This window comes from Agrobacterium sp. K11 (assembly GCF_059429395.1).
The window spans coordinates 251,174-274,948 of record NZ_JCAHRB010000008.1 but is presented as its reverse complement, the minus strand read 5'-3'; the positions used below and the strand labels follow the sequence as shown (position 1 = coordinate 274,948).

Sequence of the window (23,775 nt, the reverse complement as noted above, 5' to 3'; positions counted from 1 at the left end):
ATATTTCCTTGACGCCTGCGGCATAATATGGCCTAAGCCGATGCCGAACGGAAATATGCAAAAGTGCGTTCAACACGCCTTTCCGCACCCTTTCCCGCCGCATTCAAACGAAAACTTCGTGATAGAAGGGTGAAGCCGCCCCGATGTCACCACCCCGTCACGACGAGTGAATTTCATGACCACTTCCGGCGTTCGCGTCCGCATCGCACCTTCCCCCACCGGCGAGCCGCATGTCGGCACCGCTTACATCGCGCTGTTCAACTATCTCTTCGCCAAGAAACACGGCGGCGAGTTCATCCTGCGCATCGAGGATACCGACGCCACCCGCTCGACGCTGGAATATGAGCAGAAGGTTCTGGAGGCGCTGCGCTGGACCGGCCTCACCTGGTCGGAAGGCCCTGACGTCGGTGGCCCCTACGGTCCCTACCGCCAGTCCGAGCGCAAGCTGATGTACTGGCCCTATGCCGAAGAATTGCTGGAAAAAGGCCATGCCTTCCGCTGTTTCTGCACGCCCGAGCGGCTTGAGCAGATGCGCGAAGCGCAGCGCGCCGCTGGCAAGCCGCCAAAATATGACGGTCTCTGCCTCCACCTGAAGGCTGAAGAAGTGACCACCCGCGTCGCCGCCGGCGAAGCCAACGTCGTGCGCATGAAAATCCCGACCGAAGGTTCGTGCGATTTCCATGACGGCGTTTACGGCGATGTCTCGATCCCCTGGGATTCGGTTGACATGCAGGTGCTGATCAAGGCCGACGGCATGCCGACCTATCACATGGCAAACGTCATCGACGACCATCTGATGAAGATCACCCATGTGGCGCGCGGCGAAGAGTGGCTGGCTTCAGTGCCCAAGCACATCCTGCTTTACCGTTATTTCGGCTGGGACCAGCCGACGTTCATGCATCTTTCGCTGATGCGCAACGCCGACAAGTCGAAGCTTTCCAAGCGCAAGAACCCGACGTCGATCTCCTATTATTCCGCGCTCGGCTACCTGCCGGAAGCGCTGATGAACTTCCTCGGCCTGTTCTTCATCCAGATCGCCGAAGGCGAAGAGCTGCTGACCATGGAAGAGCTGGCCGCGAAGTTCGATCCGGAAGCACTTTCCAAGGCCGGCGCCATCTTCGATATCCAGAAGCTGGACTGGCTGAACGGCCGCTGGCTGCGCGAAAAGCTCACGCCTGAGGACTTCATTGCTCGCACGCTGGAATGGGCGATGGAAAATTCCCGCCTGACCGAAGGCCTGAAGCTTGCCCAGAGCCGCATTTCCAAGCTCGGCGAATTGCCAAACCTTGCCGGCTTCCTGCTTTCGAGCGACGTTGGCCTGACGCCCGCCTCCTTTGCCGGTCTCAAAAGCAAGCCCGAGGAAATCCACGAAATCCTCACCACGGTTGCCACCGATCTGGAAAAAATGCCTGATTGGAACGTTGAGGCCATCGAGGCCGAGCTGCGCGACATTGCCGAACGCACGGGCAAGAAACTGCGCGTCGTCACGCCGCCGCTCTTCGTCGCCGTCTCCGGTTCCTCGCGCTCGCTGCCGCTGTTTGACTCGATGGCGCTGCTCGGCCGCTCCGTGGTGCGCCAGCGCCTGAAGGTCGCTATTGCCGTTGTGGCCACGATGGTTGGCAGCGGTGCTTGATGCCTGCCGGGGCGGGTTTTAAATCCACCCCTCATTCCTGCGCTTGTCACAGGAATCCAGCCACGGCGCGTCGGCGCCGTGAAAGAATGAATTGAGGTCTCCCGCGCCAAGGACTTGGGCGCACTGGATTCCTGTGACAAGCACAGGAATGAGGGATACGGGAGGCAATTGTCGCCGCGGCAACGCCGCAACAGGATTGAACAATGAACGACAAGACAACCGAAACCACCGCCCTTTCCTCCGACGCCACCGAAGTGCGCCGCCAGAAACTTGCGCTGCTGCGCGAGCAGATCGGCGATGTCTATCCGGCGCATTTCCATCGCACGCTGACCAATGCGGAGCTGGCGGAAAAATATGCCGATATCGAACCGGACACGGAAACCGGCGACACGGTAACGGTGGCGGGCCGCGTTTATTCGTCGCGCAATTCCGGCATGTTCATGGATATCCATGACGCCTCGGGCAAGGTGCAGATCTTCTCTCACAAAGACACGACGCCGGAAACGGCGCGCAATCTGCTGCCTATGATCGACATTGGCGACATCATCGGCGTAACCGGCAAGGTGCGCCGCACCAAGCGCGGCGAGCTGACGATCAACGCCGAAGAAATCACCATGCTCACCAAGTCGCTGCTGCCGATGCCGGAAAAATGGCACGGTGTCTCCGATATCGAGCTGCGTTACCGCAAGCGCCATCTCGATATTCTGGCGAACGAGGACTCCAAGCTGCGCTTCCTGCAGCGCTCCAAGATCCTGTCCGGCATCCGTCGCTTCATGGAGGCCGAAGGCTTCCTCGAAGTGGAAACGCCGATGCTGCAGACAGTTTATGGCGGTGCGACGGCTGATCCGTTCAAGACCTTCCACAATACGCTGAAGATGGACATGTATCTGCGCATCGCGCCGGAACTGTTCCTGAAGCGCACGCTGGTATCAGGCCTTTCCGACAAGGTCTTTGAAATCAACCGCAACTTCCGCAACGAAGGCGTTTCCACAAGGCACAATCCTGAATTCACCATGATGGAGTGCTATTGGGCCTATGCCGACTACGAAGACATCATGGGTCTCGTAGAGCGTCTGTTCGAGACGCTGGCGATTGCCCTGCACGGCACGACCGAGGTGGAATTCCAGGGCCAGACAATTTCCTTCAAGGGACCGTTCAAGCGCGTGCCCATGCCTGATGCGGTGAAGGAAGCGACCGGCATCGACTTCCTTGCGATCAAGACTGACGAGGAAGCCCGCGCCGCCGCCAAGGCTGCCGGTTTCGCCGTCGAGAAGGACTGGACCTGGGGCGAATGCCTTGCCTTCATCTTCGAAGAGAAGGTCGAAGGTACGCTTATCCAGCCGAGCCACGTCACGCATTTCCCGAAGGATATCTCGCCCTTCGCCAAGGAAGTGCCGGGCGAACCGCGCCTCGTGGAGCGTTTTGAGAGCTATTGCAACGCCTGGGAAGTGGGCAATGCCTTCTCCGAACTCAACGATCCCGAAGAGCAGCGCCGCCGCATGGTGGAGCAGCTTGAGCAGGCCCATGCCCGCGGTGAAAAGGACAAGCAGCTGGATGACGAATTCCTCGACGCCATCGATCAGGGCATGCCACCCGCCGGCGGCCTCGGCATCGGTGTCGATCGCCTGATCATGCTCCTGACCAACGCCCCCTCGATCCGCGACGTCATCCTCTTCCCGGCCCGCCGCAACAAGGCGGACTGATCGGACGAAACCCGAGGCGGCCCCACGGCCGCTTCGGCGGCCGATTTTTCGCCATGCTCCACCTTGTCCAACTTCTATCCAGTTTAAACGATGGGACACTGGGCATGACATTGAAGTTGGTGGCAGCGAAGGGTGCGTATTTCTCAACGTCATCCTCGGCCCTGTGTCGAGGATCTAATCACGTCCAATAAGGTTAGTCCGTTGCAGATCCTCGGGACAAGCCCGTGGATGACGTCAGAGTGTGTGGCGTGATTGCACTTAATCCCCTTGCCGGTTTTCCACTTGAGACGAAGACGCACCGAAGTAGTTATCCGGTTCCCCGGCCTGCGGATCGCATAGATTCACTTAACCCTTAGTAGAATATACTGGCGATACCGCCTCAACTTGTGATACCCATTCCCCATCATTTCGAATTGTGTTTGACGGCTTTCCGCTAACGGGGCTGTCGGGGAGATACGCATGCCCGAGAATGAGCTTCCCAAGTACCGGCCCGATATGTTCGCAACACCGGAAAAGGAATGCGACGTGGTGATGAAGGGCGGCATCACCTCCGGCGTCGTTTATCCCTATGCCGTTTTGGAACTGGCGCGCCGATACCGCTTCCGCTCGATAGGCGGCACGTCAGCCGGTGCGATTGCCGCCGCCTTTGCGGCTGCGGCTGAATATTCCCGTACCGTGAGGGACGATCCGGATGGCTTCGTCCGCTTGCAGGCCCATTGCGATACGATACCCAATATTCTGGGCAAGCTTTTCCAGCCGGAACGCCGTTTTCGCCCGCTGATGCGTTACCTGCTGTGGGCGCAGGCCGGCGGTTGGCCAGGCAAGATCCTGGGGCTCCCCATGGCTTTCCCGCTGGCCTCGATAGCCGGCATAGCCATCGGCGCCAGCCTGTTGTGGGCCACAGGCGGAGGCTACGCCGGGTCAATTCTCGGCGGGCTGGTGGGGCTGTTGATTGGAATCCTTAGTCAAATCCTGTGGCTGGTTTTCTATCGGTTACCGCAGGAGGGGTTCGGTTTCTGTTCGGGACTAACGGTTTCAGATGCGGATGGTCCGGGCCTGACGGAATGGCTTCATTCGTCGATCCAGGACATCGCTTTTGGTAACGAAGCCGCGACAGCGCCGCCGCTGACCTTTGGCCACCTCGCCAGCGACGACCCGAAAAAAAGTATAAACCTGAAGATGGTTACGACGAACCTGTCGATGCGGCGGCCGCACACGCTTCCGACCACGAATCTCATGGTGGCTTACGACCCGAAGGAATGGAGCCAACTGTTTCCGGCTGCCGTGATGAACTGGCTGAAGCAGGTCGCAACACCAGGCGGCCCGTTTCCCGAACTCAAGGCATTTCCGGAGCCTACCCAGTTACCGGTCATTATCGCCACGCGCATGAGCCTGAGTTTCCCGGTGCTGTTCAAGGCTATTCCGGCCTATACCAATGATCGCGGCACGCTGGATATTGTGCAGCGTATCAGTGGTGAAGCGCGGCCCGTCATGAAGGCGAAAATCTGGTTCTCCGATGGCGGGATCAGCAGCAACTTTCCCATTCACCTTTTCGACGCCCTGCTTCCGTCGCGTCCCACTTTCGCACTCAGCCTCGATGAACTGCCGAAATCCATCGCCAGCAGCAGCAAGCGCGTCACGATTCCGCAGGCGGCGGGCGAAGGGATAGGCGTGCCCGTTCACAAGATGGAAAAGATGAGCGGTTTCCTGGGCAGCATTCTCAGTTCGGCGAAGGACTGGCAAGATCAATCCCTTGCCACCATGCCAGGCCAGAGAGAGCGCATTGCCCGTGTCTTTCTCTCCAAAGAGGAAGGCGGGCTAAACCTTACCATGCCACCGGAGCGATCGGCGAAGCTCATGAGTTACGGCCTTGAGGTCGGATCGCTCTTCGCAAATGGCGCGCTGGATTTTGACGAGCATCGCTGGCGACGAACGCTTGTTGCCTATGATCGGCTGGAAGACACGGTGTTTGCGACGCAGCGCCTGTGGAGCGAGGGCAAATACGAAGAATGGCTGACGGGTTACATCGACAGGGTCGACAGCTACAAAAACGTGACGAAGGCTGAGCGGGAAAAACTGATTGCTCGAATTGCCGCCTTTGCCGCTCTATCGCAAAGCTTCTCGCCGGAGATTGTCAACAAGCGCAAGAAATTTCCAAATCCGGCCGGCCGCTTGCGTATCGGGCCGGACACCTGACCAAAACGCTTAGGGGAAACGGCATGCTCCTAATGCCCCGTCTTCCCCGCAGCCGGCTCTTCCGCAGGCGCGCTCTCGGCCAGCTTCTCTTCCGCCGCCTGCGCGGTCGTAGTGCCTTTTCCGAAGATCAGTGATTTCAGATAGCTGATGCTGAAGATGCTGCTGCCATCGGCTTCCGGGGTCGAGGTCAGAAGTTCTTCGTCGGCTACGGGTTCGCCGTGGGCTTCCGCACCGGGTCCGCCCTCATGCGTTTGCGCCGGCGCAGCGTCGTGGCCGCCGCCGCCTTCGCCCTTGGTTTCGCCGTGTCCGCCCGCGCCTTTTGCGGCTTTTCCGCCGTGCCCTTCGGGTGCGGCGTCCGAAGCGGGGGTTGCGCAGTCGGCGGCATCGCTCAGGCTTGCGGCCATTGCTTCGGCATCTTCCAGCGGCAGATCGATGCGCAGCCCGTAAAACTGGCCGCTGCCGTTTGATGCACCATCGTAATAAAAGGCGGAATAACGCTGGGCATCGGCGCCTTCGGGAATTTTCGCCGGGTCGGCAATGAAGACCACCTGGGCCGCGATGGCGCGGCCGCGCATTTCCGAGCGCAATTGCGGGCCGTTTTTATCCAGCACGGAAACCTGGACCAGATCGGGCTTCTGTTTGTCGTAAACTGCCCTGGCGACACGCAGCGCCGTTTTCAACCGGTCCGTGCCGTTGCCGCCGTCAGTACGAATGAATTTGCGGACCCACAGGGAACCGTTCTTGCGGATGTTGACTGTCTGGACTGCGTCGCAGGAAAGCCCGTTGGCGGAGGCATAGGTGGACCCGAGCAGCCGCTCGCTGCCGATAAACACGGCAGCAGAACCGGTCGCACCCGCCAAAAGCAGGATCCCGCCTCCGATCATAACGAGTTTGCGCGAAAACCGCATTCGTCCGAATACAGCCTTCACGCGCAAAATCCTGACATTCAGTACCCCGCCTATCGCCCTCACCCCGGAACGTGGCTCGAAGGATGAGGAACACACGCGGGATAAGCTCGGGACCTCGTTGTCCGAGCCTTGCGATAGTGCCGCTTTCTCATTGAAAAAAGTTTAATCCCCCCGGCGCCGTGCGGGCAAAAGCGCACCATTTTCAGACATTTTTGAAATCCGCTAAATTGCGAATGATTTGCAATAGCGTTGACAAGTGTGTTTCCATGACGGATGGTGTTGCGAGTTGATCGCAACAAAAATCGGTGACAGACGTGAATCTTCATAAAATCCGCCATGCCCTTTTTGCTTTTTCGCTTTTCCTGCCTGCTGCGGCTGTCGCGCAGGAAAAACCGAAGGTGGTGACCACCTTCACGATCATTGCCGATATGGCGCGCAATGTGGCGGGCGATGCGGCAGAGGTTGAGAGCATCACCAAGCCAGGCGCTGAAATTCACAACTACCAGCCGACGCCTCGCGACATTCTCAAGGCCCGCAAGGCCGATCTGGTGCTGCGCAACGGCCTCAATCTGGAATTGTGGTTTGAGAAGTTTCTGGCCAATCTTTCAGGCGTGCCTGATGTGACTGTCAGCGACGGCATCGAACCGATGGCGATCAATGGCGGGGCGTATCAGGGGAAACCCAACCCGCACGCCTGGATGTCACCCGATAACGCCTTGATCTATGTGGAAAATATCCGCAAGGGACTCGCTGGAATAGATCCCGCCCACGCCGAGATTTACGCCGCCAATGCCAAGGCCTATTCCGACAAGATCCGTGCCACCGTGCAGCCCATCCGCGATGAGCTTTCCGCGCTTCCTGAGAACAAGCGATGGTTGGTAACGAGCGAAGGGGCGTTCTCCTATCTCGCCCGGGATTTCGGGCTGAAGGAACTGTTCCTGTGGCCGGTCAATGCCGACAGCCAGGGTACGCCGCAACAGGTGCGCGGCGTGATCGACGCCATGCGCGAACATAATATTCAGGTCATCTTCAGCGAAAGCACGGTTTCCGCCGATCCCGCCCGGCAGGTGGCCAAGGAAACCGGAGCGGCCTATGGCGGCATACTCTACGTGGATTCGCTGAGCGAGGCCGACGGCCCTGTTCCGACCTATCTCGACCTGCTGCGCGTGACGAGCAGCACCATCGCCAAAGGACTGTCTTCATGAGAATGGGCAGCAAAAAAAGCGGCGGCGGCCTGACGGTTCAAAATGCGACAGTGACCTATCGCAACGGCCACACCGCATTAAGAAATGCCAGCTTTTCCATTCCACGCGGTACGATCACTGCACTTGTCGGCGTCAACGGCGCCGGCAAGTCCACGATTTTCAAGGCAATCATGGGTTTTGTGCCGCTGGCCGCCGGTTCCGTCTCTATTTTCGACCTACCCGTGAAGGATGCACTCAGAAAAAACCTCGTCGCCTATGTGCCGCAAGCTGAAGAGGTGGACTGGAGTTTTCCCGTACTGGTTGAGGATGTGGTGATGATGGGCCGTTATGGCCACATGAACTTCTTCCGTATTCCGTCGAAACACGATCACGAGATGGTCGAGAGAGCGCTGACGCGCGTCAATATGCTTGATTATCGCAAGCGGCAGATCGGCGAGCTTTCCGGCGGACAGAAGAAGCGGGTGTTTCTGGCCCGCGCGCTGGCGCAGGAAGGTCAGGTTATCCTGCTGGATGAACCCTTCACCGGCGTCGACGTGACGACGGAAGAACAGATCGTCGCGCTGTTGAAGGCACTGCGTGAGGAGGGCCGCGTCATGCTGGTTTCCACCCATAATCTCGGTAGCGTACCGGAATTCTGCGATCGCGCCGTCTTCGTCAAGGGCACCGTTCTCGCGTCGGGCAAAACAGCGGACACCTTTAACGAAGAGAACCTGCAAAAAGCCTTTGGCGGCAGCTTGCGCCACTTCGTTCTCGGCGGGGCCGAACTGCATGATGATGCCGATCCGCGCCGGGTGAAGGTGATTACCGACGATGAGCGGCCTTTCGTGATCTACGGAAAGAACGGCCAGAACGGACACGATCCGCAGGCTCCGAAGGAAAAAGCCGATGATAAACAGCCTTCTTGAGCCTTTCACCTATGGCTACATGCTGAACGCCATCTGGGTCAGCGCACTTGTGGGCGGCGTCTGCGGCTTTCTTTCCGCTTATCTTATGCTAAAGGGCTGGTCGCTGATCGGCGACGCGCTCTCGCACGCCATCGTTCCCGGCGTTGCGGGCGCTTATATGCTGGGGCTGCCCTTTTCGCTCGGCGCCTTTCTTTCCGGCGGGCTTGCGGCTGGCTCGATGCTGTTCCTCAATCAGAAAACCCGGCTCAAGGAAGACGCAATCATCGGCCTGATCTTCACCTCGTTCTTCGGGCTGGGGCTGTTCATGGTGTCGCTGTCGCCCACCTCGATCAATATCCAGACCATCGTGCTTGGCAATATTCTGGCAATTACCACCGAAGACACGATCCAGCTTGCCCTGATCGGCGGCATCAGCCTCATCGTACTGGCGCTGAAATGGCGCGACTTCATGGTGGTGTTCTTCGATGAGAACCATGCGCGCACAGTGGGGCTGAAACCGGAAGTGCTGAAAGTGATCTTCTTCACCCTGCTTGCCGCCTCCACGGTTGCAGCCCTTCAAACCGTCGGCGCCTTCCTTGTCGTTGCCATGGTGGTGACCCCAGGCGCGACCGCCTATCTTCTGACCGACCGTTTCGAGCGGTTGATCCTGATGAGCCTTGTGATCGGCGCGACCACCAGCTTCGTCGGCGCTTATCTCAGCTACTTCCTCGACGGCGCCACCGGCGGCGTTATCGTCGTGTTGCAAACAGCGATCTTCCTTTCCGCTTTCGTGTTTGCACCCAAACACGGGCTGCTCGCGTCGCGCGCCAAAGCCCGCAAGGCACTGGGAGAAGCGCAATGAGCGAATATCTCGAACTCGCCATCCTGCCGTTTCAGCTGCCCTTCATGCAATATGCCTTCATCATCACCCTGATGATTGCCGTGCCGATGGCCATGCTCTCGTGTTTTCTGGTGCTGAAGGGCTGGTCGCTGATGGGGGACGCGGTTTCGCACGCCGTGCTGCCCGGCGTGGTGATTGCCTACATTGTCGGAATTCCCCTTTCCATCGGCGCCTTCACCGCCGGTATGATCTGCGCTCTCGGAACCGGTTTCATCAAGGAAAACAGCCGCATCAAGGAAGACACTGTGCTCGGCATCGTCTTTTCCGGCATGTTCGGGCTGGGGCTGGTGCTTTACGTGAAGGTGCAGAGCGACATGCATCTGGATCACATCCTCTTCGGCGACATGCTGGGCATTGCGCCTTCAGACATGCTGGAGACCGGGCTGATCGCGCTTTTTGCCACCCTGTTTCTCGGGGTGCTGCGCAAAGACCTGCTGGTCAATGCCTTCGATCCGCAGCATGCCAAGGCAATCGGCCTGCCCGTTCGCATCCTGCATTACGGTCTGCTGATGGTTTTGTCGCTTGCCGTGGTCGGCGCGCTGAAGGCTGTGGGTATCATCCTCTCCGTCGCAATGCTGGTCACCCCCGGCGCCATCGCCTTCCTGCTGGCGCGGCGCTTTTCCGCAATGCTCCTGGTCGCCATCTCGGTTGCGGTTCTCTCTTCGCTTGCAGGAATATGGCTAAGCTTCCTGATCGACAGCGCGCCAGCCCCGACCATTGTACTGTTCATGAGCCTGGCATTCGTCGCGACATTCATTCGCACCAGCCTCAAGGCCCGCCGGATCGACGCCGCCAATGAAACGGTGGTGTAAAAGAACGATTTTTGCGGGCGCGTGGAACATTTTCCCCTTTTGCGCGTCATTTTCATGAGCTTGCCCTCAAGCGGCAAACTCATGAAAATTAAGCGAAAGGGGAAGCTCCATGCTGAAATGGGCTCTTATTTTCTTTGTTATTTCGTTGATCGCGGGCGTATTCGGCTTTACCGGCATTTCGGCAGCGGCGTCGGGCATTGCCCGTATCCTGTTCTTCATCGCCGTCGTGATCTTCCTGGTCTTCCTCGTGCTTGCACTGATCGCTGGAAGCGTGGTGGCGTAATAAAAAAGGCGACCGGCTTTTGGGCCGGTCGCCTTCTCCTCTCTCCCGTATAGAATTATCAGCCTGTCCAGCCACCGTCGATCACATGGATCTGGCCAGTGGTGAAACCTGCCTCGTCCGAAGCGAGATAGGTGACGAGTGCGGCGATTTCTTCCGGCGTGGCAATGCGGCCCATAGGCTGGCGGGCAATGAAGTCGGCCAGGGCCTGTTCGTAATTGCCGGTGGCGCGCAGGCGGTCGTGCAAGGACGGGCTATCCACTGTGCCTGGGCAAATGGCGTTGCAGCGAATACCCTTGGTGACGAAATCAGCAGCAATTGCCTTGGTCAGACCGACAACCGCCGCCTTGGAGGCGGTGTAGGCGAAACGGTTCGGCACGCCCTTCACGCTGGATGCGACGGAGGACATGTTGACGATTGCGCCCTTACCCTTTTCCAGCATGCCTGGCAGGAAGGCGCGGCACGTGCGGTACATGGCCTTGGCATTGAGATCGAAGGAGAAATCCCAGTCCTTTTCCTCGCAATCGAGAATGGTGCCGGAATGAACGAAACCGGCGCAGTTGAACAGAACATCCGCATGGCCGATATCGGCAGCAAAAGCCTTCACACCATCGCCATCCAGCACGTTCAGAACCCGCGTTTCCGCACCTTTCAGGGTCGAGAGCGCCTGCTCGTTGATATCAGTGGCGATGACGCGCGCGCCGAGCGATATGAATCGCTCCGCCGTCGCACGGCCGATACCCTGGCCGGCTGCGGTGATCACCACTGTCCGCCCGTTAAAATCCTGCACCATGAATAGCCTCCCGCTACGGCGCACCCGCCCGCTGGGGCCGAGCCGCTGAATTTCGCCAGTGAATTTCATTGATCTCAAATATGGATCGACAATTCATATGTAAACGCGGTATTCATGTAACGTCAAGCAGGCTTGCGCAAAAGGGCAGCGTGCGGCAACGGTATTTAAAAAGTGCATTTCCCGCCAGGCAATCCTGCAAAACGTCACCGAGGCAAGATGACCGAAGACGACAGCGAAAGATATCGCGCCCCCGCCCTCGACAAGGGTCTGGACATTCTGGAGCTTCTCGCCCGCACGGATGGCGGGCTGACGCAAATCGAGATTGCCAAGGCCATAGGCAAAACCCCGAACGAGCTTTACCGCATGCTGGACCGGCTGGTGCGCCGTGGTTACGTACAGCGGCTGGAGGGTGACCGGTTTTCGCTGACGCTGAAAATGTTCGGGCTCGCACATTTTCACGCGCCGGTGCGCCGGCTGGTCTCTTTCGCAGCCCCGGTGATGCGCGATTTTTCCGCAAGCGCCGAGCAGGCCTGTCATCTGGCAGTTTACGACCGCGGCAGTGTTGTCGTCATCGCCCAACAGGAGTCCTCCACCTATTGGGCGATGTCCATGCGGGTGGGCGCGCAGATGAGCCTCTTCCAGACCGGTTCCGGCCATGTGCTGCTGGCCTTCCAGAACGAGGTACAGCGCAAGATAATGATCACAGAGCAGGTGCGCGGTGGCGGGGAAACCGAGCCTTCAGACCTTGAGGAGCGGCTGGCGGAAATTCGCAGGAATGGCTTCGAATCCATGGACAGCATGCAGACCGCAGGCGTGCGCAATATTTCCGCCCCGGTGCTTACACTTGATGGTACCGCACTTGCCGTCATCACCTGCCCCTATATCACCCCGCTTGGCGGCAAGGCCCCGACGCGCGAGGCCTGCGAGGTACTGATCCGCGATGCGGCAAGGCGCATTTCCGAAGTGGCGACGGGTCAGGGAACCATCTGAGAAGCACAAAAAAACGCGACCGGCAGGGACCGATCGCGTTTAAAGTGACTGGAGATTTCTGTATCTTAAACGCAAAGGGGATCGGGATGGTTCCCCTTTTTGTTATCAGGCGGCAGCCAGCGTCAGTTCCTTGCGGACCATTTCGCGCAGCGTTACCAGATCCTTGGCGAACAGACGGATGCCTTCCGAGAGCTTCTCGGTTGCCATCGCGTCTTCGTTCATTGCCCAGCGGAACGCCTTTTCATCGAGCGACTGCAGCGGCTCGGCCTTCACGTTGTCGGGCGAAAGCTTGCGCTCCAGCGTGCCGGTGTCCTTGTCCAGCTCTTCCAGCAGCGCCGGGCTGATCGTCAGGCGGTCGCAACCGGCAAGCGCTTCGATCTCGCCGACATTACGGAACGATGCGCCCATGACGACGGTGCCGATGCCATTGGCCTTGTAATAATTGTAGATGCTGCGCACCGAAACGACGCCCGGATCGGTCTCGGCAGTGTAGGTCTCGCCGGTCGACTTCTTGTACCAGTCGAGGATGCGGCCGACGAAGGGCGAGATGAGGAAAGCTTTCGCTTCCGCGCAAGCGATGGCCTGTGCCTGCGAGAACAGCAGAGTCAGGTTGCAATCGATGCCCTCGGACTGCAGGACTTCCGCAGCCTTGATGCCTTCCCATGTGGAAGCCAGCTTGATGAGGATGCGTTCACGCTCGATACCGCGCTCCTTGTAGGAGGCGATGATGTGGCGTGCCTTGGTGATGGAGGCCTGTGTGTCGAAGGACAGGTCGGCATCGACTTCCGTCGATACGCGGCCGGGAACCAGACCTGCAAGGGCCGCACCAACGGAAATGGCAAGACGGTCGGCAACGGCCGCAACGACAGCATCAGACTGGCCGCCCTGTTTCTTGCCCCAGGCAACGGCTTCCTTCACCGCATCCGCAAAAGCGGGGGTGCCGAGCGCCTTCAGAACGATGGTGGGGTTGGTGGTGCAATCCACCGGCTTCAGGCGCGCAACCGCCTCGATGTCGCCGGTATCGGCAACCACCGTGGTGATAGCGCGAAGTTGTTCGAGTTTGGACGTCATGGCGAATGATCCTTCATGATCTCTTGTAAACTTGCACAGCCGTCTTTTCGTTCCCGCACCATGGTGCGCCCAAGGCCGAAATCACGGTTTTGTCCGGCTCCGACTATCGCAAGCGGCAAGGTCGAAAGTCAAGACATTTGCGCATCGCAATTGACATAAGTTTCATGCCTGCGATACTCCGCTCCATAAAGAGAGTGACAAAAACCGTGGCGAAACTGAGAAGAGAAACCCATACGGCCTATTCGGAAGCGGCTTCGCTGAGGCTGCGTGCCGCATGGCTCTACTATAATCAGGGTTTGACGCAGAAAGATGTCGCCGAGAAGCTCGGCATCAGCCGCTCCACCGTCATACGCCTACTGGACGAGGCGATGAAACGCTCCGAAGTGCAGATCTGGATCAACGAGGGCATCGAGGATTTCGTCGAACTGGCCGGCAGGCTGGAGGCAGCTTATGGGCTGGATGAGGCGGTGATCATTCCCTCCCCCGGCCCATCCCCCGGCAAGGCGAATGCCGAAGGCACGGCCAAGGCCGTTGGCCTGGCGCTCGGGCAATTCCTTTCCGAAGCGGTGCCGAACGACGCCACCATCGGCGTCGGCTGGGGCCGCACCATGACCGCCTCGCTATCCAGCTTTCGCCCGCCGCGCCGGGAAAACTGCAAGGTCGTCTCGCTGCTCGGCGGTATCGTCGCCGTGCACCAGACAAACCCGCTTGATTACACCTGGCGGCTGGCAAGCGCGCTTGGGGCGGAATGTTACATGTTCCTTGCACCGCTGCTGGTGGACTCCGTCGAGACCAAACGGGCGCTGATTGAGAAATGCGGACTTGCCACGCTTTATGATCTGGCCGAAACGCTCGACCTCGCCATCGTATCCTGCGGCGATATCGGCCCGCATTCCACTTCGCTTTCGGAAGGTTTCATTTCGAAGGAAACGCTTCAGGAACTCATCGATGCCGGCTGCGTCTGCGACACCATGTTCAACTTCATCGACGCGGAAGGCCGCTCCGTCGATCACCCGATCAACGAGCGCGCCATGGCGATCGATCTAGACACGCTGCGCAAGGCCAAACACATCGTGCTCGCCTCCGGCGGCGCCCACCGCGCCATCGCCATCCGCGCCACCATCAAGCGCATCGGATGCAATACGCTGATTACAGACGAGGCGGCGGCAAGAGCATTGATGGAACTGGTTTAGGCCTCGACAGGCGACCCAGGCTGTTCCTCATTTCTGCGCTTGTCACAGGGATGAGGGAGAGCTGCCTCACACCTTCCCTGTTTCCCATCCCAACATCGCCCGTTTGCGGGTAAGGCCCCAGTGATAACCCGTGAGCGCCCCGCTTTTTCCCACAGCGCGATGGCAAGGAACGACGAAGGAGACCGGGTTCGCGCCAACAGCTGCACCGACCGCACGGGAGGCAGTTGGCTGGCCGATATCGCAGGCGATGTGCGAATAGGTAACGGCGCGGCCCATGGGAATTTTCAGAAGGCTTTCCCATACCCGCACCTGAAAATCCGTGCCGAGCAGCACGACCCGCAATGGCCGGTCCGCCGACCACAGCGTCGGTTCGAAAATACGTGCGGCATAGGGCGCGGTGGCTTCACGATCCTCGACATAATCCGCATTCGGCCAGCGACCGGCCATGTCCTCGAAACAAGCTCTTTCCTCGCCGGGATCGGCGAAAGCGCAGCCGGCAAGGCCGCGATCGGTCACCATGACCAATGCAAGACCGAAGGGTGAAACATGGAAACCGTACCGGATCGTCAACCCACCGCCCTTGGCCTTCCATTCGCCTGGAGACATGGCCTCGTGGGTGACGAACAGATCGTGCAGGCGGCCGGGCCCAGACATGCCGACCTCGATCGAGGTTTCCAGCAGCGGCAGATCCTCTTCGCGCAACAGCCTTTTGGCATGATCGAGCGTTACGGCCTGCAAAAACGCCTTGGGGGAAAGACCGGCCCAGCGGGTGAAGGTCTTCTGCAATTGCGTCGGCGACTGGCCGAGCCTTGCGGCAATGGCTTCAAGGGAGGGCTGGTCGCGATAATCCAGCGTCAAAAGCTCGATAACCCCGCGCACCGTATCGTAATCCGAACCGATGGGGGTGATGTCTTCATTCAGCATGATATTGGCGTTCATCGCATGTCTCCTAACGCCTCACAGAAAACCATCAAAGCGCGTCGGTCTCCACCCGTTTCTTGCGCCGTACTCAGTTTCTGCCGAGATACCGGCCTCGAGCCGATTGACGGGTTTTAAGCGGAATTATCCGCTCACATCCGCCGCACCGTCGCCAACGCACCGCCGAAAGCCTTGGCGAAGCTTTCCCGGTCATCCGGATTGAGAAACGAGCCGATATCCGTTGCCTTGCCTTCACCCGTTACATGCATGGAGACGATGCCGATTTCCTCGTGCCGCTGAACCCTGAAGCGGGCCCAGAAGGGGTTGAAACGATGCTCGACGACGCGGCCAGTCGGGGAGAATTTGCGGATAGACAGGCTGGTGCGCGAGACGCTCACCTCTTCCCGCGCCTTCGCTGCCCGGTAGTTGGCGCGGAAGGCGACATAAAGCAGGAGAAAATCCAACCCGAGGAACAGGCCGACGGGCCATGCGCCAGTGGTGAGGAAAAAGCCGCCATGGAGGAGGCAGGCAAGCCCGGACAAGGCGAGAAGCAGCCGGAAACCTCTTCTTCCGAGCGAACGGTGCGGAACGAGTTCCGCCGCAAAAATCGGCTGATCGTTGAGCGTATCCACGTTGATTTCCTCAGGGCGGGCTGGCTATAGATAGGTCATGACAGTCGCCAAAAAACGATCCAGCACCCAAACATTGAAAAAGTCAAATGCGACATCCGCCCGCAGATCGGCGCGTGTGAAGACGATCTATTCGAAGGACGAGTTGAACGAGATCTTCCGCCGTTTCTCCATTCAGCGGCCGGAGCCGAAAGGCGAGCTGGAACATACCAACCCCTTTACCCTGCTGGTGGCTGTGGCGCTTTCGGCGCAGGCGACCGATGTGGGCGTAAACCGGGCGACGCGGGCGCTGTTCAAGGTGGCCGATACGCCGGAAAAAATGCTGGCACTTGGCGAGGAGGAGCTGATCGGCCATATCAAGACCATCGGGCTTTACCGCAACAAGGCCAAGAACGTTATCGCTTTGTCACAGATGCTGATCGACAATTTCGGCGGTGAGGTACCGAGGACGCGCGAGGAGCTGGTGACCCTGCCCGGCGTGGGCCGCAAGACGGCCAATGTGGTGATGTCGATGGCCTTCGGTGTGCCCACACTCGCCGTGGACACCCATGTTTTTCGTATTGCCAACCGGCTCTGTCTTGCGCCGGGGAAAACCCCGGATGAAGTGGAAGACCGGCTCGTCCGCATTATTCCCGAAGAATATCTGTTCCATGCCCATCACTGGCTGATCCTGCACGGGCGTTATTGCTGCAAGGCGCGCAAACCGGAATGCGAGCGCTGCGTGATTGCCGATATCTGCAAGTCACCGGAAAAGACCTTCGATATTCCAGCTCCGCTGGTGGAACTACCCGCGCAATTGTTCGGTGCGGCCAGCGGCGAATGACGGATCGCGCCGGCTGACGGCTTTGTGCAGATGCACCATCATCGAAGCCGCAAAAAGCGGCGTCAGAAGGTTGAGGAAGGGGATTGCAAGGAACGCTGCAATCACCAGCCCGGCCATGAACACGGTTGTGCGGTGTTTCAGCCGGAACAGCCGCGCGTCAGCGGGGGAACGGAAACGCATGGCCGCAAATTCGAAGAACTCCCGGCCCAGCAGATAACCGTTCACCAGAAAAAAGGCGATGAGGTTGACACCCGGCACCAGCAGCAACAAAAGCGCAATCAGGTTGCCGGCAATGACGACGCCAAAGAACTTGATCGATGACACCACGGCCTCACCGATGGGCATCGCCTTGCCCGGCGGATCATCGGGATAGGTCTTTTTCTCCACGACTTCGGCGACATCGTCGAGAAACAATCCGGCAATAACGGCAGTGACCGGCGAGATCAGCAAGGCCAACGCCAAAGCCAGCCCGATTCCGGCGAAAATGGCGAAAACGAAAGTCAGCCATCCCGCCCAGTCAGGCACGCTGGGGATCAGCGTATCCACCCACGGCAAGGCGAAATAGATGAAGACAGAGCGGATGGCGAACCACAGCGCTGCCAGCACCAGAAGCGTCAGCCCCAGAACCTTCCAGAACACCGACCGGGTCTCGGTGGCAAAAAGATTGCTGAAGGCAAGCCTCGCCGCATTAAAAATCATTCGGAACTCCTGTGACGCCTCTCGCGTTTTAAACTGGCGTTCAGGAGAGATAGGCGCCGCCCATCCGCTCCGCAAGACAGGAATGAAGACGTCGCTGCTGGGAATTAAACCGCTGATGGAATTTCCCTTGAATAAAAGACGTCTCTAAAATATAATAATCTATCTATTAGAATTCGCATTCCGGTCCGGTGGAGGACAAGGCCGGAAAAGCTCGCCCCCACCGACAAGTCGCGGTTCGCACGCTCGCCCGGGCGCGCGGATGCATCATCGTTCATAAATATAAAAGAATGAGGCGTTGGTGGAACAGCTACTGTTGAATCTGACCCGTGCCATGAAGGCCGGTACGCCTTCAGAGCGCAAGATCGCCAAATATCTGATCGAGCATCTGGACGAATTGCCGTTTGAGACGGCGCAGACACTGGCTGCCAAGCTCAGTCTCAGTCCGATGACGGTTGGCCGTTTTCTGCGCTCGCTCGGATACCGGCAATTCAGCGATATTCGCATCGATCTGCGCCACGCCGAAGAGACCGCGGGCGTGGACCAGCCCGCTATTGTTGAAAGCGGCGATCAGAAGTCCAATCCGTTTTCGCAACTCCTTTCCCAACAGATCCAGGCCATTCAGGCTGCTTTCGAAATGACGGACCAGCCGATATGGCGCGTCGCCATGAGCGAGATCGCTTCGGCGGCAGATGTTTTTCTGGCAACGTCACCGGAAGGCCTTGGCACCGGAAGGCACTTTCACGGGCGGTTGCTGGAGTATCGCAGACGCGTGCACTTCCTCGGCAGCGACAGCGCCGCCTATATCGCCCTTTGGGACTTCGATCCCGCAGAAGCGCTTCTCATCCTCATGGATTGCGGCGGCAGCATCACGCCCTTGCAGAGCCTTTCTGCGACGGCGCGAAAGAGCGGCTACAGAACCCTGTTGATCACCACCCGGTTCTATGAATGGGGACCGGAAAGCGCCGATATCTGTCTTGCCATGCCGCACACCCAGACCGGCGGACAAGGCCTGCTGCAGCTCGTTGCGCTGATGGAATTCACCCTCTGCAGCCTGATTGCCGGAGCCGACGAGCAGCGCACGGCACGCATGAAAAACCTAACCGGCCTGAAACGCTCGCTTGGCATCTGACCCTCGGCGGGAGGAAACGGATCGCGCCCGTCCGCCACGACCTTACCTGCCGTTGTAGGCAAAGATCAGAGGCTTTCCAGCTCCTGGCGATGGCGGTGCATGGCGAGAAAACGGCGATAATCCCGCTCGTAAAGCGGTGTGAGCGCCGGATTGCCTGGGATTTCCGTATTGCCCGGATACATGGCGGCACCCGCCGCTGCAAGGCCCGCATGCACACCGCCGGCGGCTGCCGCCGTCATTGCCGTGCCGAGAAGAACGGCGTCGGCTGTGGCAGGCACGACGATGCGCTTGCCGGTCACATCAGCGTAAAGCTCCATCAACAGCGGGTTCTTCACATGGCCGCCGGTAACGTGCAGGCTTTCGACGGCATAACCGAAACGCTCCATCGCATCGAGCACATGGCGCGCGCCAAGCGCAATCGCCACGGCAGTGCGCCAGTAGAGCCGGCAGAGACTGTCGAAGGATGTATCGAGCGTCAGCCCGCTGATGACGCCCACCGCATGCGGATCGGCGAGCGGTGAGCGGTTGCCGTGGAAATCCGGCAGTACATGCAGCCGTTCGGCAAAGGCCGCGCCCTCGAGCGCGCGCAATTCGGTAACCCGCGCAACGATGCGGGCGTGCAGCGCCGTATCCGGCTCTCCGCCCGCCGCGTGCATGCGCACGATATGATCGAGCAGCGCGCCGGTGGCAGATTGCCCGCCCTCCACCAGCCAGTGGCCGGGCAGCACCGCCTGCCAATAGGGACCCCACAGGCTGTGGCCTGGCATCTGCCGCTCGGACATGGCGACAAGGCAGCTGGAGGTGCCGGCGATCAGCGCCACATGTTTACCCACATCATCAGAAAGGCATCCGCCAAGCGCACCCAGGGTGCCAGCGTAAGCATCGATCATGCCCGCCGCCACCTGACAGCCGGTGTCAAGGCCTAGTTCGGCGGCAGCCTCGGGCGAAAGCGGGCCGATGGCTGTGCCCGGCATCACGGTCGTTTCGGGCAGGCCTGCCCGCTGTTTCAGATCGCCAAGCCCGGCAAGATTGAGATAATCCGCCTGCCAGCCGGGATTTTCCTGCGCCAGAAAATTCCACTTCGCCGTCTGCGTGCAATTTGAACGCTTGGTGGAACCGGTTGCCTTCCATGTCAGAAAATCCGCCAGATCGAAGGCGAAAGACATGCGCGCCCAGCTTGCCGGCAAATTCGCCTTCAGCCACATCAGCTTCGGCATCTGCATTTCCGGTGACACGCTTTTGCCGGCGAAATCCAGCACGCGGTGGCCGGATGCCGTCAGCCGGTCGGCCTCGCCGATTGCCCGATGGTCCAGCCAGACGATGGTGTCGAACCGGTCTTTGCCCGTGACGGAGACAGAAACCGGTTCCCCACGCTCATCACGGATAACGAGCGAGCAAGTGGCATCAAAACCAATGGCGGCTATGCTGTCCGGTAACACACCCGCATCGGCAATCGCTGCTCTCACCGCAAGGCAGACGGCGTTCCATATATCGGTGGAATCGTGTTCGGCGTGGTTTTCCTGCGGCCTTTGCATCAGGATGGGATGGGTTGAGCGGGCGAGAAGCCTGCCGGTCGGGTCGAAAATCCCGGCGCGGGCGCTCGCCGTTCCGACATCGACAGCGACGAGATTTTGACGCATCAAGACTTCAGTTCCATCCCTTGCGTAACGACCTCCGGGCGGTGGCAGGCACGGTTTCCTTCAGCCTGCGTCACGTTCCACCTGGCTGTCAAAACCGCCCTTCCCCATATAATCGCCGACAAGTTGAACCAAATCTTCCATGGCGTCAAACGTGGCATTGGCCCCGAGCTCCGCGATCTTTTCGCGAAATGCCGGAAACCGCGCATGCGAGCCGCCGGTGAAGGCAAAAACCGCCATGCCGGCTGCCTTCGCCGCCGCAATGCCCGCCGGGCTGTCCTCGATCACGATGCACTGACGCGGATCAGTGCCCATCTGCCTCGCCGCATGCAGGAAAAGGTCGGGTGCCGGCTTGCCGTTCTTCACCATGGTGGCGCTGAAAACATGCGGCTCAAATTTATCGATGAGGCCGGTCAGCCCCAGCGAGTAACGGATGCGTTCCGGTTGACTTGAGGAGGCAACGCAGCGTTTGAAGGCCACCAGCCTGTCCAGCGTTTCGGCAATGCCGTCGATGGGACGCAACTCGGTGCGGAAACGCTCAAACAGCGTCGCGCGCATATGCTCGAGAAAATCGATGTCGGTCTCGATACCGTATTCCTCAAACAAAGTCGTCGTCATGCTGGCAACGCTGCGACCGAGAAAGCGGTTGTAGGCCTCTTCCTCCCCCATCTCCACGCCAAGATGGGAAAGCATGTCGAGAAGAACCGAGATGGAGACCGGCTCGCTGTCGACCAGAACGCCGTCGCAGTCGAAAATCAGAAGAGGTCCGGTCCCGTCTCGCATCTCACGTCACTTTTCAGCCAGCTTGTCATCCAGATAAAGCTGCAAGGTCTTCGCCGTGCCTTCGTGCCACAGTGTCGTCAATGCATGAGAGAAGCGTTTACGGAAAAGCTCCGATTCGGCAACCTCCCCGAAGATATCGTCAAGCGAAAGGAAGGCCATCGGGTCGTCCTTGGCCTTTGTGGCTGCCGCCTGTAGCCGCTCGGCGCTGGCGTCGTTGAAGGTGATTTGCCTGCCGCTGTCGGAGGTGCCGTAGAAATAACGGCACCACAGTGCTGAAACCAGTGACAGACCGACGATATCTTCACCGCGCGCCAGACGGTCGGCGGTGGAGGGCAGGATGAATTTCGGCTGGCGGTTGGAGCCATCCTGCGCGAGGCGCGGAATGGTATCGCCGATTTTCGGGTTGAGGAAACGCCGTTCGATCAGGCCGAAATATTCGCCAAGATCGGTATCGGGTACGGGCGGAATGACCGGGATGATCTCTTCCTTTTCGAGCTTTGCCAGAAACGCCCGGATCAGTGGATGCTCCATCGCCTCATGCACGAAATGGATGTCGAGCAGCGCTGCCGGATAGGCGATCGCCGCATGGCCGCCATTGAGGATGCGGATCTTCATGTGCTCGTAAGGCGCAACATCCTTGACGAACTGAACGCCTGCCTTTTCGAGCGCCGGTCGGCCCGCCGGGAAATTATCCTCCATCACCCATTGCTTGAACTCTTCGCAGAAGACCGGCCAATTGTCCTCGATGCCGAAATCGTCACGGGCGATATTGCGTTCGCGCTCTCCCGTGGCGGGGGTGATGCGGTCGACCATCGAATTGGGGAAAGCGACGTTGTCGCCGATCCAGTTGGCGAAGGCCGGATCGAACAAGGCGGCGAGACCGACCACCGCGTTTTTGGTGACCTTGCCATTATGGGGAATGTTGTCGCAGGACATGACGGTGAAGGGTGGAAGCCCCTTGTCGCGCCGCGCCTTCAGCCCGGCAACGATAAGGCCGAACACGGTTTTCGGGGAAGACGGGTTCCTGCCATCCTCGGCAATCGCGGGATGCTGGGGATTGAAGGAGCCGGAAGCATCGATGAAATAACCGCCTTCGGTAATCGTCATCGAAACAACTCGGATTTTCGGATCTGCGAGCGTGTCGATAATGCCTTGGGTATCGCCAACCTTCAGAATGTCGATCATTGGCCCGGTGACGCGCGCACCGGTGCGATTATTGTCCTGCTCCACCACCGTGGTCAGGAAATCCTGCGCGGCAAGTTTTTCGCGCATTACCGCGTCCGATGGCAGTACACCCGCACCAATGATGGCGAAGTCGTGGTCCGCGCCGGTGTTGAACAGGTCGTCCAGATAGACCGCCTGATGGGCGCGATGGAAATTGCCGACGCCGAAATGCACGATTCCGGCGGAAAGATCGGCCCGGGAATAGGACGGAATCGCCGCGGTTTTTTTGGCTTCATCAAGCGTGGCGAGGGAGAGTTTGCATGTCATGTCACGATCCTCGAAGGGGAAACGTTGTTTGTGCCAGGACCGGATGACAGATACCCGGCACGCAGCGCGGATTTGCCTTCCGGTCTTCGCGTCATATCGCGATGCCCTTGTCATCGAACCTGTGGATTTTGGCATCATCGGGTGTGATGAAGACGGTATCGCCGTGTTTGCATTCGAATTCACCGTCGGTTCTGGCGGTGATGGGGCCGATGCCGGGGACGTCGAGGTGGAGGAAGGTGTCGGAGCCGAGATGCTCGGCGACCGTGACCTTTCCCTGCCACAGGCCGGTTTCCTTCGACAGCGTCAGGTGCTCGGGCCGCACGCCGGCGGTGGTCGCACCCTTTTGCCGGGCGTAATCGCCGGTCACCAGGTTCATGCGCGGCGAGCCGATGAAGCCGGCGACGAAGAGGTTGGCGGGCGAGCGGTAAAGCTCCATCGGCGAGCCGACCTGCTCGATATTGCCGCGGTTGAGGACCACGATCTTGTCGGCCATGGTCATGGCTTCCACCTGGTCGTGGGTGACGTAGATCATCGTCGTCTTCAGCGTGTTGTGCAGCTCGGAGATTTCCAGCCGCATGGTGCCGCGCAGCGCCGCATCGAGGTTGGAGAGCGGCTCGTCAAACAGGAACGCCTTCGGTTCGCGCACGATGGCGCGGCCGATGGCCACGCGCTGGCGCTGGCCGCCGGACAGTTGCGAGGGCCGGCGTTCGAGATAATCGGTGAGGTTGAGGATACGGGCGGCATCGTCGACCTTCTTGTCGATGACAGCCTTGTCGAGCTTGGCCATCTTCAGCGGGAAGGCGATGTTGTTGCGCACGCTCATATGCGGATAGAGCGCATAGGACTGGAACACCATGGCAAGGCCGCGCTCGGCCGGGGCCTTTTCGGTGGCGTCGTTGCCGTCGATGACTATTCTGCCGCCGGAGACGTCTTCCAGCCCGGCAATCAGGCGCAGCAGCGTTGACTTGCCGCAGCCGGATGGGCCGACGAAGACGACGAACTCGCCGTCATGGATATCGAGATTGATCGACGGGATGACTTTTGCCTCGCCGAAGAGCTTGGACACGTTCTGAAGGGAAATGCTGCCCATTATTGTC

Annotated in this window: 22 protein-coding genes; 12 read left to right on the top strand and 10 right to left on the bottom strand. The window is 59.4% G+C overall.

The window, feature by feature from the left end; genetic code table 11:
* The first annotated feature begins 175 nt into the window (after nt 1-175).
* The 3 genes from gltX to AC5SEO_RS16090 all read left to right on the top strand — a co-directional run bounded on the left by gltX (nt 176) and on the right by AC5SEO_RS16090 (nt 5,532).
* On the top strand, nt 176-1,633 hold the full coding sequence (gene gltX, locus AC5SEO_RS16100; RefSeq protein ID WP_035200649.1) for a glutamate--tRNA ligase: 1,458 nt from the start codon (nt 176-178) through the stop codon (nt 1,631-1,633).
* Nucleotides 1,634-1,836: 203 nt separating this feature from the next.
* Nucleotides 1,837-3,336 (top strand): lysine--tRNA ligase, encoded by a 1,500-nt coding sequence (gene lysS, locus AC5SEO_RS16095; RefSeq protein WP_013762320.1) that lies wholly within the window; start codon nt 1,837-1,839, stop codon nt 3,334-3,336.
* A gap of 495 nt (nt 3,337-3,831) precedes the next feature.
* The gene (locus tag AC5SEO_RS16090; RefSeq protein ID WP_414896265.1) at nt 3,832-5,532 is read left to right on the top strand and encodes a patatin-like phospholipase family protein; all 1,701 of its coding nucleotides are present in this window, start codon (nt 3,832-3,834) and stop codon (nt 5,530-5,532) included.
* 29 nt (nt 5,533-5,561) lie between these two features.
* On the opposite strand, the gene AC5SEO_RS16085 is transcribed toward AC5SEO_RS16090, so the two are convergent.
* Nucleotides 5,562-6,440 carry a hypothetical protein gene (locus AC5SEO_RS16085; protein WP_174006355.1) on the bottom strand — a complete coding sequence of 293 codons (879 nt, stop codon included), beginning with the start codon at nt 6,438-6,440 and terminating at the stop codon, nt 5,562-5,564.
* A gap of 314 nt (nt 6,441-6,754) precedes the next feature.
* On the opposite strand from AC5SEO_RS16085, the gene AC5SEO_RS16080 reads away from it, so the two are divergent.
* From AC5SEO_RS16080 to AC5SEO_RS16060, 5 genes are all read left to right on the top strand, one after another.
* Nucleotides 6,755-7,645: a metal ABC transporter substrate-binding protein gene (locus tag AC5SEO_RS16080; protein WP_013762318.1), complete on the top strand. Its 891-nt coding sequence runs from the start codon at nt 6,755-6,757 to the stop codon at nt 7,643-7,645.
* Nucleotides 7,642-8,550, top strand: coding sequence for a manganese/iron ABC transporter ATP-binding protein (locus AC5SEO_RS16075; protein ID WP_162694205.1), 909 nt, complete (start codon nt 7,642-7,644; stop codon nt 8,548-8,550). Before AC5SEO_RS16080 ends, AC5SEO_RS16075 begins: the two co-directional genes overlap by 4 nt.
* Entirely contained in the window at nt 8,531-9,391 is an 861-nt protein-coding gene (locus tag AC5SEO_RS16070) for a metal ABC transporter permease (RefSeq protein WP_003516197.1), read from the top strand. The genes AC5SEO_RS16075 and AC5SEO_RS16070 overlap by 20 nt, the downstream gene beginning before the upstream one ends.
* Entirely contained in the window at nt 9,388-10,242 is an 855-nt protein-coding gene (locus AC5SEO_RS16065) for a metal ABC transporter permease (protein ID WP_065688481.1), read from the top strand. Before AC5SEO_RS16070 ends, AC5SEO_RS16065 begins: the two co-directional genes overlap by 4 nt.
* A 109-nt stretch (nt 10,243-10,351) precedes the next feature.
* On the top strand, nt 10,352-10,525 hold the full coding sequence (locus tag AC5SEO_RS16060) for a DUF1328 domain-containing protein (protein WP_003516193.1): 174 nt from the start codon (nt 10,352-10,354) through the stop codon (nt 10,523-10,525).
* A gap of 58 nt (nt 10,526-10,583) precedes the next feature.
* On the opposite strand, the gene AC5SEO_RS16055 is transcribed toward AC5SEO_RS16060, so the two are convergent.
* Nucleotides 10,584-11,315, bottom strand: a complete 732-nt coding sequence (locus tag AC5SEO_RS16055; RefSeq protein ID WP_013762314.1) for an SDR family oxidoreductase — start codon at nt 11,313-11,315, stop codon at nt 10,584-10,586.
* Nucleotides 11,316-11,531: 216 nt separating this feature from the next.
* On the opposite strand from AC5SEO_RS16055, the gene AC5SEO_RS16050 reads away from it, so the two are divergent.
* The gene (locus tag AC5SEO_RS16050; protein WP_111799903.1) at nt 11,532-12,305 is read left to right on the top strand and encodes an IclR family transcriptional regulator; all 774 of its coding nucleotides are present in this window, start codon (nt 11,532-11,534) and stop codon (nt 12,303-12,305) included.
* 105 nt (nt 12,306-12,410) lie between these two features.
* Here the strand turns inward: AC5SEO_RS16050 and tal are convergent, their stop codons facing one another.
* The gene (gene tal / locus AC5SEO_RS16045; protein ID WP_013762313.1) at nt 12,411-13,376 is read right to left on the bottom strand and encodes a transaldolase; all 966 of its coding nucleotides are present in this window, start codon (nt 13,374-13,376) and stop codon (nt 12,411-12,413) included.
* A gap of 206 nt (nt 13,377-13,582) precedes the next feature.
* On the opposite strand from tal, the gene AC5SEO_RS16040 reads away from it, so the two are divergent.
* Nucleotides 13,583-14,569 (top strand): sugar-binding transcriptional regulator, encoded by a 987-nt coding sequence (locus tag AC5SEO_RS16040; protein ID WP_003516185.1) that lies wholly within the window; start codon nt 13,583-13,585, stop codon nt 14,567-14,569.
* Nucleotides 14,570-14,635: 66 nt separating this feature from the next.
* Here AC5SEO_RS16040 and AC5SEO_RS16035 read toward each other — a convergent pair whose 3' ends face one another.
* Entirely contained in the window at nt 14,636-15,508 is an 873-nt protein-coding gene (locus tag AC5SEO_RS16035; RefSeq protein WP_003516183.1) for a methylated-DNA--[protein]-cysteine S-methyltransferase, read from the bottom strand.
* Nucleotides 15,509-15,639: 131 nt separating this feature from the next.
* Nucleotides 15,640-16,119, bottom strand: a complete 480-nt coding sequence (locus tag AC5SEO_RS16030) for a DUF2244 domain-containing protein (RefSeq protein WP_003516181.1) — start codon at nt 16,117-16,119, stop codon at nt 15,640-15,642.
* 37 nt (nt 16,120-16,156) lie between these two features.
* On the opposite strand from AC5SEO_RS16030, the gene nth reads away from it, so the two are divergent.
* A complete protein-coding gene (nth, locus tag AC5SEO_RS16025; RefSeq protein WP_112682908.1) occupies nt 16,157-16,939 on the top strand; it encodes an endonuclease III in 783 nt (260 codons plus the stop codon).
* Here nth and AC5SEO_RS16020 read toward each other — a convergent pair.
* Nucleotides 16,901-17,638 carry a sulfate transporter family protein gene (locus tag AC5SEO_RS16020; protein WP_003516176.1) on the bottom strand — a complete coding sequence of 246 codons (738 nt, stop codon included), beginning with the start codon at nt 17,636-17,638 and terminating at the stop codon, nt 16,901-16,903. The genes nth and AC5SEO_RS16020 overlap by 39 nt on opposite strands.
* Before the next feature lie 295 nt (nt 17,639-17,933).
* Between AC5SEO_RS16020 and AC5SEO_RS16015 the strand changes: the two genes are divergently transcribed.
* Nucleotides 17,934-18,767, top strand: a complete 834-nt coding sequence (locus tag AC5SEO_RS16015; RefSeq protein WP_025595058.1) for a MurR/RpiR family transcriptional regulator — start codon at nt 17,934-17,936, stop codon at nt 18,765-18,767.
* 65 nt (nt 18,768-18,832) lie between these two features.
* Here the strand turns inward: AC5SEO_RS16015 and AC5SEO_RS16010 are convergent, their stop codons facing one another.
* The 4 genes from AC5SEO_RS16010 to AC5SEO_RS15995 form a co-directional block, all read right to left on the bottom strand.
* Entirely contained in the window at nt 18,833-20,407 is a 1,575-nt protein-coding gene (locus tag AC5SEO_RS16010; RefSeq protein WP_174006284.1) for an FGGY-family carbohydrate kinase, read from the bottom strand.
* Between the two features lie 60 nt (nt 20,408-20,467).
* Nucleotides 20,468-21,187, bottom strand: a complete 720-nt coding sequence (locus AC5SEO_RS16005) for an HAD family hydrolase (RefSeq protein WP_003516170.1) — start codon at nt 21,185-21,187, stop codon at nt 20,468-20,470.
* Between the two features lie 6 nt (nt 21,188-21,193).
* A complete protein-coding gene (locus AC5SEO_RS16000; protein ID WP_112191688.1) occupies nt 21,194-22,678 on the bottom strand; it encodes a mannitol dehydrogenase family protein in 1,485 nt (494 codons plus the stop codon).
* Nucleotides 22,679-22,769: 91 nt separating this feature from the next.
* Nucleotides 22,770-23,768: an ABC transporter ATP-binding protein gene (locus AC5SEO_RS15995; protein ID WP_495363724.1), complete on the bottom strand. Its 999-nt coding sequence runs from the start codon at nt 23,766-23,768 to the stop codon at nt 22,770-22,772.
* Between the last annotated feature and the right edge of the window lie 7 nt (nt 23,769-23,775).

Bases quoted from the DNA above. Each gene is read 5' to 3' on its own strand.
- gltX (WP_035200649.1), top strand. From the start codon at position 176: ATGACCACTTCCGGCGTTCGCGTCCGCATCGCACCTTCCCCCACCGGC.
- lysS (WP_013762320.1), top strand. From the start codon at position 1,837: ATGAACGACAAGACAACCGAAACCACCGCCCTTTCCTCCGACGCCACC.
- AC5SEO_RS16090 (WP_414896265.1), top strand. From the start codon at position 3,832: ATGTTCGCAACACCGGAAAAGGAATGCGACGTGGTGATGAAGGGCGGC.
- AC5SEO_RS16085 (WP_174006355.1), bottom strand. From the start codon at position 6,440: ATGCGGTTTTCGCGCAAACTCGTTATGATCGGAGGCGGGATCCTGCTT.
- AC5SEO_RS16075 (WP_162694205.1), top strand. From the start codon at position 7,642: ATGAGAATGGGCAGCAAAAAAAGCGGCGGCGGCCTGACGGTTCAAAAT.
- AC5SEO_RS16070 (WP_003516197.1), top strand. From the start codon at position 8,531: ATGATAAACAGCCTTCTTGAGCCTTTCACCTATGGCTACATGCTGAAC.
- AC5SEO_RS16065 (WP_065688481.1), top strand. From the start codon at position 9,388: ATGAGCGAATATCTCGAACTCGCCATCCTGCCGTTTCAGCTGCCCTTC.
- AC5SEO_RS16060 (WP_003516193.1), top strand. From the start codon at position 10,352: ATGCTGAAATGGGCTCTTATTTTCTTTGTTATTTCGTTGATCGCGGGC.
- AC5SEO_RS16055 (WP_013762314.1), bottom strand. From the start codon at position 11,315: ATGGTGCAGGATTTTAACGGGCGGACAGTGGTGATCACCGCAGCCGGC.
- AC5SEO_RS16050 (WP_111799903.1), top strand. From the start codon at position 11,532: ATGACCGAAGACGACAGCGAAAGATATCGCGCCCCCGCCCTCGACAAG.
- tal (WP_013762313.1), bottom strand. From the start codon at position 13,376: ATGACGTCCAAACTCGAACAACTTCGCGCTATCACCACGGTGGTTGCC.
- AC5SEO_RS16035 (WP_003516183.1), bottom strand. From the start codon at position 15,508: ATGAACGCCAATATCATGCTGAATGAAGACATCACCCCCATCGGTTCG.
- nth (WP_112682908.1), top strand. From the start codon at position 16,157: ATGACAGTCGCCAAAAAACGATCCAGCACCCAAACATTGAAAAAGTCA.
- AC5SEO_RS16020 (WP_003516176.1), bottom strand. From the start codon at position 17,638: ATGATTTTTAATGCGGCGAGGCTTGCCTTCAGCAATCTTTTTGCCACC.
- AC5SEO_RS16010 (WP_174006284.1), bottom strand. From the start codon at position 20,407: ATGCGTCAAAATCTCGTCGCTGTCGATGTCGGAACGGCGAGCGCCCGC.
- AC5SEO_RS16005 (WP_003516170.1), bottom strand. From the start codon at position 21,187: ATGCGAGACGGGACCGGACCTCTTCTGATTTTCGACTGCGACGGCGTT.
- AC5SEO_RS16000 (WP_112191688.1), bottom strand. From the start codon at position 22,678: ATGACATGCAAACTCTCCCTCGCCACGCTTGATGAAGCCAAAAAAACC.
- AC5SEO_RS15995 (WP_495363724.1), bottom strand. From the start codon at position 23,768: ATGGGCAGCATTTCCCTTCAGAACGTGTCCAAGCTCTTCGGCGAGGCA.